The organism is Streptomyces sp. WY228 (assembly GCF_019287315.1).
Lineage (GTDB): Bacteria > Actinomycetota > Actinomycetes > Streptomycetales > Streptomycetaceae > Streptomyces > Streptomyces caviscabies.
The window spans coordinates 1,649,059-1,664,571 of the sequence record NZ_CP079114.1; the positions used below are offsets into that span (position 1 = coordinate 1,649,059).

The following is a 15,513-nucleotide window of genomic DNA, read 5'->3' on the forward strand; positions in this document are numbered from 1 at the left end:
AAAAGGGGCGCGCGGCGCGTGAGCGCGGGGCGCACCACCGGAGTACGAGACGCCCTCACGCAGATGATGGATCACGCGTAGGCCGAATGATCTATCCCGGCGGATCAGGCGAGGGCGACGAGGTCGCGGTAGTCCGCTCCCCAGAGGTCCTCGACACCGTCCGGGAGCAGGATGATCCGCTCCGGCTGGAGCGCCTCGACGGCGCCCTCGTCGTGGGTGACGAGGACGACGGCGCCCTTGTAGGTGCGCAGCGCGCCGAGGATCTCCTCGCGGCTGGCGGGGTCGAGGTTGTTCGTCGGCTCGTCGAGCAGGAGCACGTTGGCGGAGGAGACGACCAGGGTCGCCAGCGCGAGCCGGGTCTTCTCGCCGCCGGAGAGCACCCCGGCCGGCTTGTCGACGTCGTCGCCGGAGAAGAGGAAGGAGCCGAGCGTCTTGCGGACCGCGACGAGGTCGAGGTCGGGGGCGGCGGAGCGCATGTTCTCCAGGACCGTGCGCTCCGGGTCGAGGGTCTCGTGCTCCTGGGCGTAGTACCCGAGCTTGAGGCCGTGGCCCTCGATGACCTGGCCGGTGTCGGGCTTCTCCGCGCCGCCGAGCAGGCGCAGCAGCGTGGTCTTGCCGGCGCCGTTGAGGCCGAGGATGACGACGCGGGAGCCCTTGTCGATGGCGAGGTCGACGTCGGTGAAGATCTCCAGCGAGCCGTACGACTTGGACAGGCCCTCCGCCATCAGCGGGGTCTTGCCGCAGGGCGAGGGGTCGGGGAAGCGCAGCTTGGCGACCTTGTCCGAGACCCGTACGGCCTCCAGGCCGGAGAGCAGCCGGTCGGCGCGCTTGGCCATGTTCTGGGCGGCGACGGTCTTGGTGGCCTTGGCGCGCATCTTGTCGGCCTGCGCGTTGAGGGTCGCGGCCTTCTTCTCGGCGTTCTGGCGCTCGCGCTTGCGGCGCTTCTCGTCGGCCTCGCGCTGCTGCTGGTAGAGCTTCCAGCCCATGTTGTAGATGTCGATCTGGGAGCGGTTGGCGTCGAGGTAGAAGACCTTGTTGACGACCGTCTCGACCAGTTCGACGTCGTGGGAGATCACGACGAAGCCGCCGCGGTAGGACTTGAGGTAGTCGCGCAGCCAGACGATGGAGTCGGCGTCGAGGTGGTTGGTCGGCTCGTCCAGGAGCAGGGTGTCGGCGTCCGAGAAGAGGATCCGGGCCAGCTCGACGCGGCGGCGCTGACCGCCGGAGAGCGTGTGCAGGGGCTGGCCGAGCACCCGGTCGGGCAGGCTGAGCGCGGCGGCGATGGTGGCGGCCTCGGCCTCGGCGGCGTAACCGCCCTTGGTGAGGAACTCCGTCTCCAGGCGCTCGTACTTCTTCATCGCCTTCTCGCGGGTGGCGCCCTGTCCGTTCGCCATCCGGTCCTCGTTCTCACGCATCTTGCGCAGGATCGTGTCGAGGCCGCGGGCGGAGAGGATGCGGTCGCGGGCGAGGATGTCGAGGTCGCCGGTGCGCGGGTCCTGCGGGAGGTAGCCCACCTCGCCGGACGTGGTGATGGTGCCCCCGGCGGGGGTGCCCTCGCCCGCGAGGCACTTGGTGAGGGTGGTCTTGCCCGCTCCGTTGCGGCCGACGAGGCCGATGCGGTCGCCCTTGGCGATACGGAAGGAAGCGGATTCGATGAGGATGCGGGCGCCGGCGCGCAGCTCGATGCCGGAAGCGGTGATCACGGGAAAAACTCCAGGGCAGTATGGACGGCGGAGGGACGAGGGCGGAGGTCTCTCGACGCCGCTAATGCACAAGGAGGAAGGCCATACGGCCCATTCTACTGGCGGCGCGCAACTCCTTTTCCGCATGCCCGGTGGGACGAACCGTCCGATACTCGGCGCAGGGCGTCACCCCGTCGCCCGCCCGAGCCCGAGGGTGGTGCGACCGTGCAGTTCGACGACGACGCCGATCTGGACACGTCCGAGGTCCAGGATGTCCGGGGCAGCCGGATCCCGGGCGGGAAGGCCACCGTGGGCGGCGGCATCGCCGGGGTGATCGCCCTGATCCTGGGCCTGCTCTTCGGCGTCGGCCCCGATCAGCTCGGGCTGACCTCGGACGGCGCGGACCCGGCGGCGACCTCGTCGTCGGCCGGGCAGGTGCAGGAGAGCTGTCTGAAGGGGCAGGACGCGAACAGCCGGGAGGACTGCCGGACGGTGGCGGTGGTCAACAGCGTGCAGGACTTCTGGCGTCAGGAGTTCGCACGGCGTGACGCCTCCTATGCGGGCGCGCGAACGGTCCTGTTCAGCCAGCGGGTGGGCACCGCGTGCGGGGCCGCCACCTCGGCGGTCGGGCCGTTCTACTGCCCCGGTGACCGCAAGGTCTATCTGGACCTCGGGTTCTTCGACGACCTGCGGACGAAGTTCGGCTCCAGCGGCGGGCCGTTCGCACAGGCGTACGTCGTGGCGCACGAGTACGGCCACCACGTGCAGAACCAGATGGGAACGCTGGGCCGGTCGCAGGACGGGCGGCAGGGCGAGAACAGCAACGCGGTGAAGGTGGAGCTGCAGGCCGACTGTTACGCCGGGGTCTGGGCGCACCACGCGACGACGACGCCGGACGAGTCGACCGGCCGGCCGCTGATCACGGAGCTGACCCGGGCGGACATCCGGGACGGCCTGGACGCGGCGGCGGCGGTCGGCGACGACCGGATCCAGGAGAGGTACCAGGGCCGGGTCACCCCGGAGTCGTGGACGCACGGTTCGGCCGCGCAGCGGCAGCAGTGGTTCTCCACCGGGTTCCGTACGGGCGACATGGCCCGGTGCAACACCTTCACCTGAGCCGACCGCCCGTCCCGGCCTGCGATGAGGCCGTCCGACAGGGCGTTGTCAGTGGCGGATGGAAGACTGAGACGCAGATCACATCAGGCGCGGCGGACATCCAGGAGAGGTGAGTGCGATGGCAGGCGCGGGGAGCGGCGTTCCCACGATCTATCCGACGATTCTGTACGACGACGCGAAGGCCGCGATCAGAACGCTGACGCAGGGCCTCGGCTTCACCGAGGAGGCGGTCTACGAGGGCGAGAACGGCAGTGTGCTCCATGCCGAGCTGTCCTTGGGCAACGGCAGGGTGATGCTCGGTTCGAAGGGGCGCGAGGGCGTGTTCGCGCGGGCGATGGCGGGCGCCGGCCCGGCGGGGGTGTACGTGGTGGTGGACGAGGTGGACGCGCACTGCGCCCGGGCCAAGGAGTTCGGCGTGGAGATCCTCATGGAGCCGACCGACCAGGACTACGGCTCGCGGGACTACATGGCGCGGGATGCCGAGGGCAATGTGTGGAGCTTCGGGACGTACGCCCCGGGGTCCGGCTGAGCGGACCCCGGCGGCGGACGGTTCAGGCTCCTCCGGTGTGCACCTGGAAGGCGGCCCGGCGGACCGCTTTGGCCAGGGCCGGGTCCGGATGGGCGGCGGCCAGGGCGACCAGGACCTGGACGGTGCGCGGGTGGCCGACGGCCCTGACCTCGTCGAGCAGGGCCGGGACGGTGCCCTGGACGGCGGAGTCGAGGTGGCGCACCAGCAGCCCGGTCTCGCCGTGGTCGGCGACGGCGGCCGCGGTGTCGACCCAGAGCCAGGTGGACTCCTCGCGGCTGAGGACGTCCTGGGCGTCGTCGGGGTCGTTGCCCTCGTACTCGGCGAGCCAGAGCAGCGCGTAGGGCCGCAGCGAGGGTTCGGCGAGCACGGCGCGGACCTCGGGTTCGGCGGGGGCGCCGACGACCCTCAGCGCCTCGAAGGCCAGTCCGCGCAGCAGCGCGTCCTCGCCCCGGGCGACGGCCAGCAGTTCGGCGACGGCGCTGCCGACGGTGCGGGCGGCGAGCCAGGCGCGGTATTCGTCGCGGGCCGGTCCGGGGGTGAGCCGGGCGCAGCCGAGGAGCATGTCGGCGGCGGACTGCTCGATGTTGCCGGCCGGGCTCTGGGCGGCGACGCAGATCTGTTCCAGCTTGACCCAGACCGCCCAGTTGCCGAGCGGGGTGAGGGTGGCGTGTCCTGTGCCGAGGGTCAGCGCCCCGACGGCTGCGAGGCCCTCCAGGGCCCAGTCGAGCAGCAGGGCGTTGAGGTCGGCGCTGCGAGCGGGTGCGGCGGCGCTCATGGTGTCCTCGGCCGCCTCCGGGGCGGCGGGCGCGGTTCTGCCGGGGCCCAGGGGCACTTCGCAGCGCTCCTCCTGGAGTTCGGCGACGCGCTGGCCGAGGAGGTCCAGCAGGGCGGGGACGGTGACGGGGCCCGCGGAGAGCTGGAGGAGCGAGAGCACCTGGGGCACGGCCTCGACGGCTTCGGCGACCGCGCCCGCCTCGATGTCCTCGGGCGCGGCGTGGACGAGCGACCAGGCGTCGAAGAGCGCCACCCAGCCGCGCAGCACGGCGGAGTCGTCCCGGTCCCAGGCGCGCAGCCGCCAGCCGGGGCGGGCGGTGTCGCCGTGCAGCTCGATGAGTCCGGCCAGCCGGGCCCGGTCCCAGCCCGCGCGGACCTGCGCCGGGGAGAGCTCCAGGGCGGTGGCCGCCCGTTCGAGGGCGTGGGCCGCGAGCGGGGCGGCGGTGCCGGGCCCCGGGGTGCCGGCGGCCCAGTGGGCGATGCGTACGGCGTCGGCGAGCACGGCCCTGGCCTGGCGTGCCAGTTCCGTGCGGGGCGGGGTGCCCTCGGGGGGCCGGGGAGCCGGCCTGGTGCGCCGGGTGGTCACGGCCTTGCGGGCGGTGGCAAGGGGTCGCGGGCGGACAAGTCGCAGCCTGGAGTCGCGCGGAGTACGGGACGTCACGGGAGCAGTCTTGCCCCTGACGGCCCGAAAGCCCAAACGGAAGGCGTTTCACCGGTACGTGAAAGGTTCCCCCGGCGCGACGGCAAGGGGGAGAGTTCACCCCATCGGCTCACATCAGCGGCGTGAGGAAGCGCCGCAGGGTCTCTTCGTAGCGGGCCGGGTCGACGTTCCACATCGAGGCATGCGGAGCCTGCGCCACGGCGTGCAGGCTGACCAGATCCGGGCGGCGGGCGGCGAGCTCCCGGGACGGCCCCCAGGGGGCGATGGTGTCGTCGGGGCCGTGCAGGATCAGGGTCGGGGCGCGCAGCGAGGCCGCCGCCGAGGTCTCCAGCACCGGGGCCGGGCTCATCCCGGTCCGGCCCTGGGCGGCGCGGACGGCGAGCGGCAGCAGGGCGGCCGGGACGCCGCGGGCGGCGGCCAGGGCGCGCAGGGTGACCGGCCAGTCCAGCACCGGCGAGTCGAGGACGAGCCCGCCGATCCGGTCGCGGAGCGGTGACTCGACGGCGGCGTACAGGGCCATGGTGGCGCCGGTGGACCAGCCGTGGAGGATGACGTTCCGTGCCCCGTGGCGCAGGGCGTGACGGATGGCGGCGTCGAGGTCGCGCCACTCGGAGGCGCCGAAGTGGCCGAGGCCGTCGGCGGGGCGCGGGGCTCCGGGGTCGCCCCGGTGGGCGAGGTCGAGGATCGGGAAGCGCTGGGCGTGCAGGAAGCCCATGAGGTTCATGGGGTGGGCCCGGGTGGCGCCGAGGCCGTGCACGGTGATGATCCAGGTGTCGCGTGCGCCGGGGACGTACCAGGCGGGCAGGATGCCCAGCTCGCCGGGGATCTCGGCCTCCTGGTGGTCCAGGCCGAGGTCGCTGCCCGGGTCGCCGCCGTACAGCGCGGGGGTGAGGCGGACCTTCGCGCCGGGTTCGAGGAGCCCCTGGCCGACGCTCTCCAGTCTCCGTACGACCGTGTCGGCGGCCTGGGAGGCCCCGTCCACGACGGGTCCGACGACCGCGTGGACGCCGGGTCCGGCGAGACCCCAGGTGCCGGGCCGGAGCGCCGAGAAGGAGCGGGTCAGGGTGACCTGCCCGGCCGCCGTGGCGTGCACGGTGAGTCTGCGGTCGGCGGGGAGGGGACGTCCGGGCGTCGCCCTGAGGGCGACGTCACTGGCGTACCGGCCGGCCGCGACCGCTGCCGCACCGACGCCGAGGATCGAGGTGACGGCCGTTGCCGTCGCGGTTACCGGGCGCACCGCTTCAGTGTCGTGGCGCGGGTGACGGGCTGCCAGCGGACGGGGGCCGTCCGGGCTGCGGGCGCGGGTCAGCCGGGCTGGCCGTATCCCTTGAGCGCCTCGGTCACCTCGGCCAGCTGGGCCGGGTCGAGCAGGGCCGGGGCGCGGCCGGGCACGGAGCTCGCGGTGAGCCAGAGGCGGCACAGCCACTCCAGCTGGGCGGTGCGCTCGTAGGCCCGGTCGAGGGTGTCGCCGTAGGTGACGGTGCCGTGGTTGGCGAGCAGACAGCCGGTCCGGCCCCGGAGGGCTTCGAGCATGGCCTCGGCCAGTTCCGGGGTGCCGTAGCGGGCGTAGGCGGCGGTGCGGACCGGGCCGCCGAGGATGGCGGCCGCGTAGTGGATCAGCGGCACCTCGGTGACGAGGGTGGAGACGGCGGTGGCGTGCACGGCGTGGGTGTGGACCACGGCGGCGGCGTCGGTGGAGCGGTAGACCGCCAGGTGGAGAGGGAGTTCGCTGGTCGGCCCGAGCTCCCCGATGACCTGTCGGCCGTCCAGGTCGACGCCGACCGCGTCGTGGGGTCCGAGCCGGTCGTAGGGCACCCCGCTGGGCGTCACCAGGACCAGATCGCCGACCCGGGCGGACACATTGCCCGAGGTGCCGACGACCAGCCCGTCCGACGCGCTGCGGCGGGCCGTCGCGACGACGTCCCGCCAGGTCTCTGCCACGGATTCCGGGTGCTGCTCGCTCATGGGGCGAGCGTAGGCGCGACGGCGCGCAACCGGAACGTCACGCGGGCCGTGACGGGGATCTCTTCCGGGCGCCGAACAGCCGGTCAAAATGTTCGCCAACGGGCGGCAAAGGGCAGTCCACGCCGCACCCCACAGGCATCCCGCAACCTCTCCCGCACACAAGCGGAAGCGGCCCACTCCGTTTGGGGTCACCGCAACGCCCTGTCCAGTTCATCTTCCGTTCACCCAGGTTGCCTACGGTCCACGAGCCACTGACGTCGAACGATTGCCTGGGTAAATGGAACACATCACGCTGCTGCTTGCGATTGTGGTCGTAACAGCTCTCGTGTTCGATTTCACGAACGGTTTCCACGACACCGCCAACGCGATGGCCACCACCATCTCGACCGGCGCACTGAAGCCCAAGACAGCGGTGGCGATGTCCGCCGTTCTCAACCTGATCGGCGCGTTCCTGTCGGTGGAGGTCGCGAAGACGATCTCCGGCGGGATTGTCAACGAGGACGGCCTCAGAACCGAGGTCATCTTCGCGGCGCTCGTCGGCGCCATCCTGTGGAATCTCCTGACCTGGCTGGTCGGCCTGCCCTCCAGCTCCTCCCACGCCCTGTTCGGCGGTCTGATCGGCGCCGCGGTCATGTCGGCCGGCTGGTCCTCGATCAACGGCGGCACCGTGGTCACCAAGGTGCTGCTCCCGGCGATCGCCGCCCCGCTGGTGGCCGGCCTCGCCGCGATGCTGGCCACGCGGCTGACGTACCGGATCAACCGGAACGTCACCGACCCGAACCAGCTGAAGTCGACGGCCAAGGGCTACCGGGCCGGACAGATCGCCTCGGCCGGTCTCGTCTCGCTCGCCCACGGCACCAACGACGCCCAGAAGACGATGGGCATCATCACCCTGGCCCTGGTCACCGGCGGCGTCCTCGCCCCCGGCTCCAACCCGCCGATGTGGGTCATCGTCTCCGCCGGTCTGGCCATCGCGCTCGGCACCTACCTCGGCGGCTGGCGCATCATCCGCACCATGGGCAGCGGCCTGACCGACCTCAAGCCGCCGCAGGGCTTCGCCGCCCAGACCAGTGCGGCGACCGTCATCCTGGCCTCCTCGCACCTCGGTTTCTCGCTCTCCACCACCCAGTCCTGCTCGGGTGCCGTGATGGGCGCGGGCCTCGGCCGCAAGGGGGGCGTGGTCCGCTGGTCCACCGCCACCCGGATGTTCGTCGCCTGGGGTCTGACGCTGCCGGCCGCGGGTCTGGTCGGCGCGGGCGCCGAGTTCCTGACCAAGCAGGGCACCTGGGGCATCACCGTCACCGCGATCCTGCTCGTCGGCGGCTCCTTCGCGATCTGGCTGGCCTCGCGCCGCCAGCCGGTCGACCACACCAACGTCAACGACACGGCCGCCGGCGAGGACGAGCCGCAGGGCGTCGTCACCACCGCCATCGCCGCGGTCCAGCCGCCGCCCGTCGGCGTCCCGGCCTCCGACCTCATGACCACCATCCCGGCTCCGGCCACGGCGCCCGACGACCCGGCCCGGCCGCCGGCCACGGTGTAAGGACAGATCCGCATGAAAATCGACTGGGCAGCTCTCGCCTCCGTCTTCGGTGTCAGTCTCGTGGTCACCGTCGCGCTGGTCGGCCTCTTCACCCTGGGCATCGTCGCCCTCTCCAAGCAGTCCGCCACGGCCGGAGGCAGCGCCTCCGGCGGATCGGTGGCGCTGGCGCGCACCGGCGCGTACGCCTGCTTCGCGCTGTGCGTGGCGGCGGTCTCGTACGGGATCTATCTGATCGTCGCCTGACCCCGTTCCACCGCACTCCTTCGGGCCGGACACACCTCGTGTGTCCGGCCCGATGTGCGTCTGCGCACACTGGAGCTCCGCAGGTCAACAGCAAGTTGACTGCCGTTCTCGCAGCGTGGTGGACTGCCGGAGCCATGTACGGCGACAGAAGAGGAAGCCGGTGAGAATCCGGCGCGGTCCCGCCACTGTCACCGGGGAGCACTCCCCCACACCGGATGTCACGGCCCTCCCGACGAGGGCTGGAAGGCCGGGGGAACTGCGGATCCGGGAAGCCAGGAGACTCTTGTCGCCGGTCACGTCGAACCAGGGCGCGGACCCTGAGTGAGGACATACGCCATGCCCGGCCGCCGTGCGCCGCATCCTGTGCCTCGTCCCGTACCTCTTCGTGCCGGAACGCCTCTGCCCGCGGCGGGCTGAACCGTGCGTGCCGACCGTGTCTTCGCCTACGGCGCCACCGCCGGGCTGATCGCCGACGCGGCTCTGGGCGACCCCCGGCGGGGCCATCCCGTCGCCGGTTTCGGCCGGGCCGCCGCGCGGGTGGAGTCCTTGCTGTGGCGTGACGACCGGGGCCGGGGTGCGCTGCACACCCTGCTGTGCGCCGGAGGCGCCGTGGGGGCCGCCGCACTGGCCGCCCGTGCCGTACGGGGACGCCCCGCGCTCGCCGTCGCGCTGACGGCCGCCACCACGTGGTCGGTCGTCGGCGGTACGTCGCTGGGCCGGGAGGCCCGCGCCATCGGCGGCGCGCTGGCCGCCGGGGACCTGGAGGTGGCCCGGGAGCGGCTGCCGCATCTGTGCGGGCGTGATCCGCACTCCCTGGACGGGCCGCAGATCGCCCGCGCCGTGGTGGAGTCGGTCGCGGAGAACACCTCGGACGCCGTCGTCGGCGCCCTGGTGTGGGGGGCGATCGGCGGGGTGCCGGGGCTCGTCGGCTTCCGGGCCGTGAACACCCTGGACGCGATGGTCGGCCACAAGTCGCCCCGCCACCGCCGTTACGGCTGGGCCTCGGCCCGCCTGGACGACCTCGCGGGGTGGCCCGGAGCGCGGCTGACGGCCGCGCTGGCCGTCGTGGCGGGCGGGCGGCCCTCGGAGGCCGTACGCGCCTGGAAGGCGGACGCGGGGCGCCATCCGAGCCCGAACGCGGGGCCGGTGGAGGCCGCGTTCGCGGGGGCGCTCGGCGTACGGCTGGGCGGGACGCTGGCGTACGCGGGGCGCGTCGAACACCGGCCGGTGCTCAACGGGGCGGCCGGACGGGAGGTCCGGGGCGCGGACATCGAACGCGCGGTGCGGCTCTCGCGCCGGGTGAGTGCGTTGGCCCTCGGGGTGTGCGTGGTGGGCCGGACAGTCGTGGGACGGAAGCGGGGACGGGCATGAGCGGCGGACTGCTGGTCGCGGGCACCACATCGGACGCGGGCAAGAGCGTCGTCACGGCGGGCATCTGCCGGTGGCTGGTGCGCCGGGGCGTGAAGGTCGCGCCGTTCAAGGCGCAGAACATGTCCCTGAACTCCTTCGTGACCCGCCAGGGCGCGGAGATCGGGCGGGCCCAGGCGATGCAGGCGCAGGCCGCCCGGGTGGAGCCGACGGCCCTGATGAACCCGGTGCTGCTGAAGCCCGGCGGCGACCGGTCCAGCCAGGTGGTCCTGATGGGGAAGCCGGTCGGCGAGATGAGCGCCCGGGGGTACCACGGGGGCCGTCAGGAGGCGCTGCTCGGCACGGTCACGGACTGTCTGGAGCAGCTGCGGGCGAGCCATGACGCGGTGATCTGCGAAGGGGCCGGGTCGCCGGCCGAGATCAATCTGCGGCGGACCGACATCGTGAACATGGGCATCGCGCGGGCCGCTCGGTTCCCCGTGCTGGTGGTCGGTGACATCGACCGGGGCGGGGTGTTCGCCTCGTTCTTCGGCACGACGGCGCTGCTGAGCGCCGAGGACCAGGCACTGGTCGCGGGCTATCTGGTGAACAAGTTCCGGGGCGACGTCTCACTGCTGGAGCCGGGGCTGGACATGCTCCACGGCCTGACCGGGCGGCGGACGTACGGAGTGCTGCCGTACGCCCACGGGCTCGGCATCGACGAGGAGGACGGCCTGCGGGTGTCCCTGCGCGGTGCGGTCCGGGAGTCGGTCGTGGCGCCGCCGCACGGGGAGGACGTGCTGCGGGTGGCGGTCTGCGCGGTGCCGTTGATGTCCAACTTCACCGATGTGGACGCGCTGGCCGCCGAACCGGGCGTCGTCGTGCGGTTCGCGGACCGGGCCGATGAGCTGGCCGACGCGGACCTGGTGATCGTGCCCGGGACGCGCGGCACGGTGAAGGCGCTGGCCTGGCTGCGCGAGCGGGGGCTCGCGGACGCGTTGGTGCGGCGGGCGGCGGAGGGCCGGCCGGTGCTCGGCATCTGCGGCGGGTTCCAGGTGCTCGGTGAGCGCATCGAGGACGAGGTGGAGTCGCGGGCGGGGGTCGTGGACGGGCTGGGGATCCTTCCCGTACGGATTCGCTTCGACCGGGACAAGACGCTGGCGCGGCCGGTCGGTTCGGCGCTGGGCGAGCCGGTGGAGGGGTACGAGATCCACCACGGGGTGGCCGATGTACGGGGCGGGGAGCCGTTCCTGGACGGGTGCCGGGTGGGTGCGGTGTGGGGGACGCACTGGCACGGGTCGCTGGAGAGCGATGCGTTCCGGCGGCGGTTCCTGGTGGAGGTGGCCCGGGCCGCCGGGCGGCGGTTCGTTCCCGCGCCGGACACGAGTTTCGGGGTGTTGCGGGAGGAGCAGCTGGATCGGCTGGGGGATCTGGTGGAGGAGCACGCGGATACGGATGCGTTGTGGCGGTTGATCGAGGGCGGGGCGCCGTCCGGGTTGCCGTTCGTGCCGCCGGGGGCGCCGTCGTTCGGTGCGGGGGCTCCGGAGAGCCGGGGCGCTGCCCCGGACCCCGCTCCTCAATCGCCGGAGGGGCTTGATTTTGCCGGGTCCGCCGGGCTTGGGCAGGAAGCTGAACAGCATGTCGACCAGGAGGCCTTGTGAGTACGCCGTATCCCTTCACCGCGATCGTCGGGCAGGACGACCTGCGGCTCGGGCTGTTGCTGAACGCGGTCAGTCCGGCTGTCGGCGGGGTGCTCGTGCGAGGGGAGAAGGGGACCGCCAAGTCCACCGCCGTGCGTGCGCTGGCCGCCCTCATGCCCGAGGTCGCCGTCGTGCCCGGGTGCCGGTTCTCCTGTGACCCGGCCTCGCCCGATCCGGCGTGTCCCGACGGGCCGCACGCGGAGGCGGCCGGTGTGTCGCGGGCCGCGCGGACCGTGGAGCTGCCCGTCGGCGCGTCCGAGGACCGGCTCGTGGGGGCGCTGGACATCGAGCGGGCGCTCTCGGAGGGCGTAAAGGCGTTCGAGCCGGGGCTGCTGGCCGACGCGCATCGCGGGATCCTGTACGTCGACGAGGTCAACCTGCTCCACGACCACCTGGTGGACCTGCTGCTGGACGCGGCGGCCATGGGCGCCTCGTACGTGGAGCGCGAGGGCGTCTCCGTACGGCATGCCGCGCGGTTCCTGCTGGTCGGGACGATGAACCCGGAAGAGGGCGAGCTGCGGCCGCAGTTGCTGGACCGGTTCGGGCTGACCGTCGAGGTGGCCGCGTCCCGGGACACCGACGAGCGGGTCGAGGTCGTGCGGCGCCGGCTCGCGTACGACGACGATCCCGAGGGCTTCGCGGCGCGCTGGGCCGAGGAGGAGAGCGCCCTGCGGCAGCGGATCGCCGATGCGCGCGCCCTGCTGCCCCGTGTCGTGCTGGGCGACGGCGTGTTGCGGCAGATCGCCGCCACCTGCGCCGCGTTCGAGGTGGACGGGATGCGGGCCGACATCGTGATGGCCCGCACCGCCACCGCGCTGGCCGCCTGGGCGGGGCGCGAGGAGGTCACCGCCGACGACGTGCGGCAGGCCGCGCTCCTCGCACTCCCCCACCGGCGTCGCCGCAACCCCTTCGACGCGCCGGGCCTGGACGAGGACAAGCTCGACCAGACCCTGGACGAGGCCGGTCCGCAGGACGACCACGACGACGATGACCAGCCCGATCCCGACCCCGACGGTGGCGGGAACGACGACGGCGGTGGCGGCGGGGGTGTGCCGCCGCAGGCCGACGGCGACCGTACGCCGCCGCAGGGCCAGGGCGGCGAGGACGGCGACACGCCGTCGCAGGCTCCCGAGGGCACCCCCGACGCGCCCGGCCGGTCCACCGGGGCCGAGCAGCAGCCGGTGGCGTCCGCCGAGCCGTTCCGGACGAAGATGCTCAGCGTGCCGGGGCTCGGTGAGGGCGCTGCCGGGCGGCGCTCCCGGGCCCGTACCGAGCACGGGCGTACGACCGGCGCGCGCCGTCCGCAGGGGTCGCTGACCAAGCTTCACCTGGCCGCGACCGTGCAGGCCGCCGCCCCGCACCAGCGGGCGCGCGGGCGGGCCGGGCGCGGGCTCGTGGTGCGCCGGGACGATCTGCGGCAGGCGACCCGGGAGGGGCGTGAGGGCAACCTCGTGCTGTTCGTCGTGGACGCCTCCGGGTCGATGGCGGCCCGGCAGCGGATGAGCGCGGTCAAGGGGGCCGTGCTGTCGCTGTTGCTGGACGCCTACCAGCGGCGGGACAAGGTCGGTCTGGTCACCTTCCGGGGCAAGGAGGCGGAGGTGGCGCTGCCGCCGACCTCGTCGGTGGACGCGGCCGCCGCACGGCTGGAGTCGCTGCCGACGGGCGGGCGCACTCCGCTCGCCGCCGGGCTGCTCAAGGCCCATGACGTCCTGCGGGTGGAGCGGCTGCGCGATCCGTCGCGGCGGCCCCTGCTCGTCGTCGTCACGGACGGGCGGGCGACCGGCGGGCCGGAGCCCGTGGCGCTCGCGGGTCGGGCGGCACGGCTGCACCGGTCCGAGGGGGCGGCCTCGGTCGTCGTGGACTGCGAGTCGGGGTACGTACGCCTCGGTCTCGCCGGGGAGTTGGCCCGGGAACTGGGAGGCACCGCCGTCACGCTCGACGAGCTGCGGGCCGACTCGATCGCCGGGCTCGTCAAGGACGTCACCGCAGCCGGGAGGGCCGCTTAATGCCGCAGGGACAGCCGACATCGGTGCCGGACGACGGGCTCACCACCCGGCAGCGGCGCAACCGCCCGCTCCTGTTCGTCCACACGGGCATCGGGAAGGGCAAGTCGACCGCCGCCTTCGGGCTCGCGCTGCGGGCCTGGAACCAGGGCTGGCCGATCGGGGTGTTCCAGTTCGTGAAGTCGGCGAAGTGGAAGGTCGGCGAGGAGAACGCGCTGAAGGTGCTGGGCGCGAGCGGCGAGGGCGGCACCGTCGACTGGCACAAGATGGGCGAGGGCTGGTCCTGGGTCCAGCGCGACGGTCAGCTCGACAACGAGGAGAAGGCCCGCGAGGGCTGGGAGCAGGTCAAGCGCGACCTGGCGGCCGAGACGTACAAGCTGTACGTGCTCGACGAGTTCGCCTACCCGATGCACTGGGGCTGGATCGACACCGACGAGGTCGTCGAGGTGATGCGGAACCGGCCCGGCACCCAGCACGTGGTGATCACCGGCCGCAACGCGCCGGACGCGCTCATCGAGGCCGCCGATCTGGTGACCGACATGTCGAAGGTCAAGCACCCGATGGACGCGGGACAGAAGGGCCAGAGGGGCATCGAGTGGTGACCGTGCCCCGTCTGGTCATCGCCGCTCCGGCCTCCAACAGCGGCAAAACCACCGTCGCCACCGGTCTGATGGCCGCCTTCGCCGCGCGCGGTCTCGCCGTCTCGCCGCACAAGGTGGGCCCGGACTACATCGATCCGGGCTACCACTCACTGGCGACGGGCCGCCCCGGCCGCAATCTCGACGCGTACATGTGCGGGCCGGAGCTGATCGCCCCGCTGTTCGCGCACGGGTCGGCGGGGTGCGATCTCGCGGTGGTCGAGGGCGTGATGGGGCTGTACGACGGTGCCTCGGGCCAAGGTGAGCTGGCGTCGACCGCGCAGGTGGCGAAGCTGCTCAGGGCGCCCGTGGTGCTGGTGGTGGACGCCTCCTCGCAGTCCCGGTCGGTGGCGGCCCTGGTGCACGGGTTCGCCTCCTGGGACCCGGAGGTGCGGATCGGCGGGGTGATCCTGAACAAGGTGGCCTCGGACCGGCACGAGGCGCTGCTGCGGGACGCGTTGGACGAGTCCGGCCTGCCGGTGCTGGGCGTGATCCGGCGGGCCCCGCAGGTCGCGACGCCCTCGCGTCACCTGGGTCTGGTGCCGGTGGCCGAGCGGCAGGGCGACGCGGTGGACGCCGTACGCGCCATGGGCGAGCGGGTGCTCGCCGGATGCGACCTGGACGCGCTGATGGCGCTGGCCCGGACGGCTCCCGCGCTGACGGACGAACCGTGGGAGCCCGCGTACGCCCCGGCGCCCGGTGCGGAGAAGCCCGTCGTCGCCGTGGCGGGCGGGGCGGCGTTCACCTTCGCGTACGCGGAACACGCCGAGCTGCTGACGGCGGCCGGCGCGGAGGTCGTGACCTTCGACCCGCTGCGGGACGAGAAGCTGCCGGTGGGCACGGCGGGTCTGGTGATCGGCGGCGGGTTCCCGGAGATGTACGCCCCCGAGCTGTCGGCGAACGAGCCGTTGCGGCGGGCGGTCACGGAGCTGGCCCTGGGCGGCGCTCCGGTGGCGGCCGAGTGCGCGGGGCTGCTGTATCTGGCCCGGGAGCTGGACGGGAAGCCGATGTGCGGGGTGCTGGACGCCGAGGCCCGGATGTCGGAGCGGCTCACGCTCGGGTACCGGCAGGCGGTCGCGGTCTCGGACAGCGCGCTGGCGGTGGCGGGCACCCGGATGCGCGGCCATGAGTTCCACCGCACGGTGCTGGAGCCGGGCGCCGGGACCACCCCGGCCTGGGGCATGCACCAGCCGGAGCGGCGGGTCGAGGGGTACGTCCGGCTCGGCGTGCACGCGAGCTATCTGCACACGCACTGGGCGGCCGCCCCCGAGGTGGCCCGGCGGTTCGTCGGGCACTGCCGGGCGCGGTGAGC

General features: G+C 73.3%; 13 protein-coding genes and 1 riboswitch. Of the genes, 9 read left to right on the forward strand and 4 right to left on the reverse strand.

Annotation, left to right across the window (positions count from 1 at the left end; genetic code table 11):
* Window positions 1–104: 104 nt before the first annotated feature.
* Complete coding sequence (locus tag KV381_RS07010) at window positions 105–1,703, reverse strand: ABC-F family ATP-binding cassette domain-containing protein (protein ID WP_030088642.1); 1,599 nt, start codon at window positions 1,701–1,703, stop codon at window positions 105–107.
* Window positions 1,704–1,907: 204 nt separating this feature from the next.
* Between KV381_RS07010 and KV381_RS07015 the strand changes: the two genes are divergently transcribed.
* Together KV381_RS07015 and KV381_RS07020 are read left to right on the forward strand one after the other, a co-directional pair.
* Window positions 1,908–2,798, forward strand: coding sequence for a neutral zinc metallopeptidase (locus KV381_RS07015; RefSeq protein ID WP_030088644.1), 891 nt, complete (start codon window positions 1,908–1,910; stop codon window positions 2,796–2,798).
* Between the two features lie 118 nt (window positions 2,799–2,916).
* On the forward strand, window positions 2,917–3,327 hold the full coding sequence (locus KV381_RS07020) for a VOC family protein (protein WP_030088646.1): 411 nt from the start codon (window positions 2,917–2,919) through the stop codon (window positions 3,325–3,327).
* A 22-nt stretch (window positions 3,328–3,349) separates the two neighbouring features.
* On the opposite strand, the gene KV381_RS07025 is transcribed toward KV381_RS07020, so the two are convergent.
* From KV381_RS07025 to KV381_RS07035, 3 genes are all read right to left on the reverse strand, one after another.
* Window positions 3,350–4,687: a hypothetical protein gene (locus tag KV381_RS07025; protein ID WP_030088648.1), complete on the reverse strand. Its 1,338-nt coding sequence runs from the start codon at window positions 4,685–4,687 to the stop codon at window positions 3,350–3,352.
* A gap of 184 nt (window positions 4,688–4,871) precedes the next feature.
* On the reverse strand, window positions 4,872–5,999 hold the full coding sequence (locus KV381_RS07030) for an alpha/beta hydrolase (protein ID WP_030627383.1): 1,128 nt from the start codon (window positions 5,997–5,999) through the stop codon (window positions 4,872–4,874).
* 68 nt (window positions 6,000–6,067) lie between these two features.
* Window positions 6,068–6,727 (reverse strand): class II aldolase/adducin family protein, encoded by a 660-nt coding sequence (locus KV381_RS07035; protein ID WP_218784914.1) that lies wholly within the window; start codon window positions 6,725–6,727, stop codon window positions 6,068–6,070.
* Window positions 6,728–7,004: 277 nt separating this feature from the next.
* Between KV381_RS07035 and KV381_RS07040 the strand changes: the two genes are divergently transcribed.
* From KV381_RS07040 to KV381_RS07070, 7 genes are all read left to right on the forward strand, one after another.
* The gene (locus tag KV381_RS07040; protein ID WP_030627386.1) at window positions 7,005–8,270 is read left to right on the forward strand and encodes an inorganic phosphate transporter; all 1,266 of its coding nucleotides are present in this window, start codon (window positions 7,005–7,007) and stop codon (window positions 8,268–8,270) included.
* 12 nt (window positions 8,271–8,282) lie between these two features.
* A complete protein-coding gene (locus KV381_RS07045; protein WP_010061387.1) occupies window positions 8,283–8,513 on the forward strand; it encodes a hypothetical protein in 231 nt (76 codons plus the stop codon).
* Window positions 8,514–8,661: 148 nt separating this feature from the next.
* Window positions 8,662–8,796, forward strand: a riboswitch (cobalamin riboswitch).
* 137 nt (window positions 8,797–8,933) lie between these two features.
* Window positions 8,934–9,884 (forward strand): cobalamin biosynthesis protein, encoded by a 951-nt coding sequence (locus tag KV381_RS07050; protein WP_030088656.1) that lies wholly within the window; start codon window positions 8,934–8,936, stop codon window positions 9,882–9,884.
* Complete coding sequence (locus tag KV381_RS07055; protein WP_218784915.1) at window positions 9,881–11,521, forward strand: cobyric acid synthase; 1,641 nt, start codon at window positions 9,881–9,883, stop codon at window positions 11,519–11,521. Before KV381_RS07050 ends, KV381_RS07055 begins: the two co-directional genes overlap by 4 nt.
* Entirely contained in the window at window positions 11,518–13,566 is a 2,049-nt protein-coding gene (locus tag KV381_RS07060) for a putative cobaltochelatase (RefSeq protein ID WP_218784916.1), read from the forward strand. The genes KV381_RS07055 and KV381_RS07060 overlap by 4 nt, the downstream gene beginning before the upstream one ends.
* Complete coding sequence (cobO, locus tag KV381_RS07065; RefSeq protein WP_018512216.1) at window positions 13,566–14,165, forward strand: cob(I)yrinic acid a,c-diamide adenosyltransferase; 600 nt, start codon at window positions 13,566–13,568, stop codon at window positions 14,163–14,165. The genes KV381_RS07060 and cobO overlap by 1 nt, the downstream gene beginning before the upstream one ends.
* Window positions 14,159–15,511 (forward strand): cobyrinate a,c-diamide synthase, encoded by a 1,353-nt coding sequence (locus KV381_RS07070; RefSeq protein WP_030088662.1) that lies wholly within the window; start codon window positions 14,159–14,161, stop codon window positions 15,509–15,511. The genes cobO and KV381_RS07070 overlap by 7 nt, the downstream gene beginning before the upstream one ends.
* Window positions 15,512–15,513 lie beyond the last annotated feature (2 nt).

Coding starts and splice junctions, on each gene's coding strand:
- KV381_RS07020 (WP_030088646.1), top strand. CDS start 2,917: ATGGCAGGCGCGGGGAGCGGCGTTCCCACGATCTATCCGACGATTCTG.
- KV381_RS07035 (WP_218784914.1), bottom strand. CDS start 6,727: ATGAGCGAGCAGCACCCGGAATCCGTGGCAGAGACCTGGCGGGACGTC.
- KV381_RS07040 (WP_030627386.1), top strand. CDS start 7,005: ATGGAACACATCACGCTGCTGCTTGCGATTGTGGTCGTAACAGCTCTC.
- KV381_RS07045 (WP_010061387.1), top strand. CDS start 8,283: ATGAAAATCGACTGGGCAGCTCTCGCCTCCGTCTTCGGTGTCAGTCTC.
- KV381_RS07055 (WP_218784915.1), top strand. CDS start 9,881: ATGAGCGGCGGACTGCTGGTCGCGGGCACCACATCGGACGCGGGCAAG.
- cobO (WP_018512216.1), top strand. CDS start 13,566: ATGCCGCAGGGACAGCCGACATCGGTGCCGGACGACGGGCTCACCACC.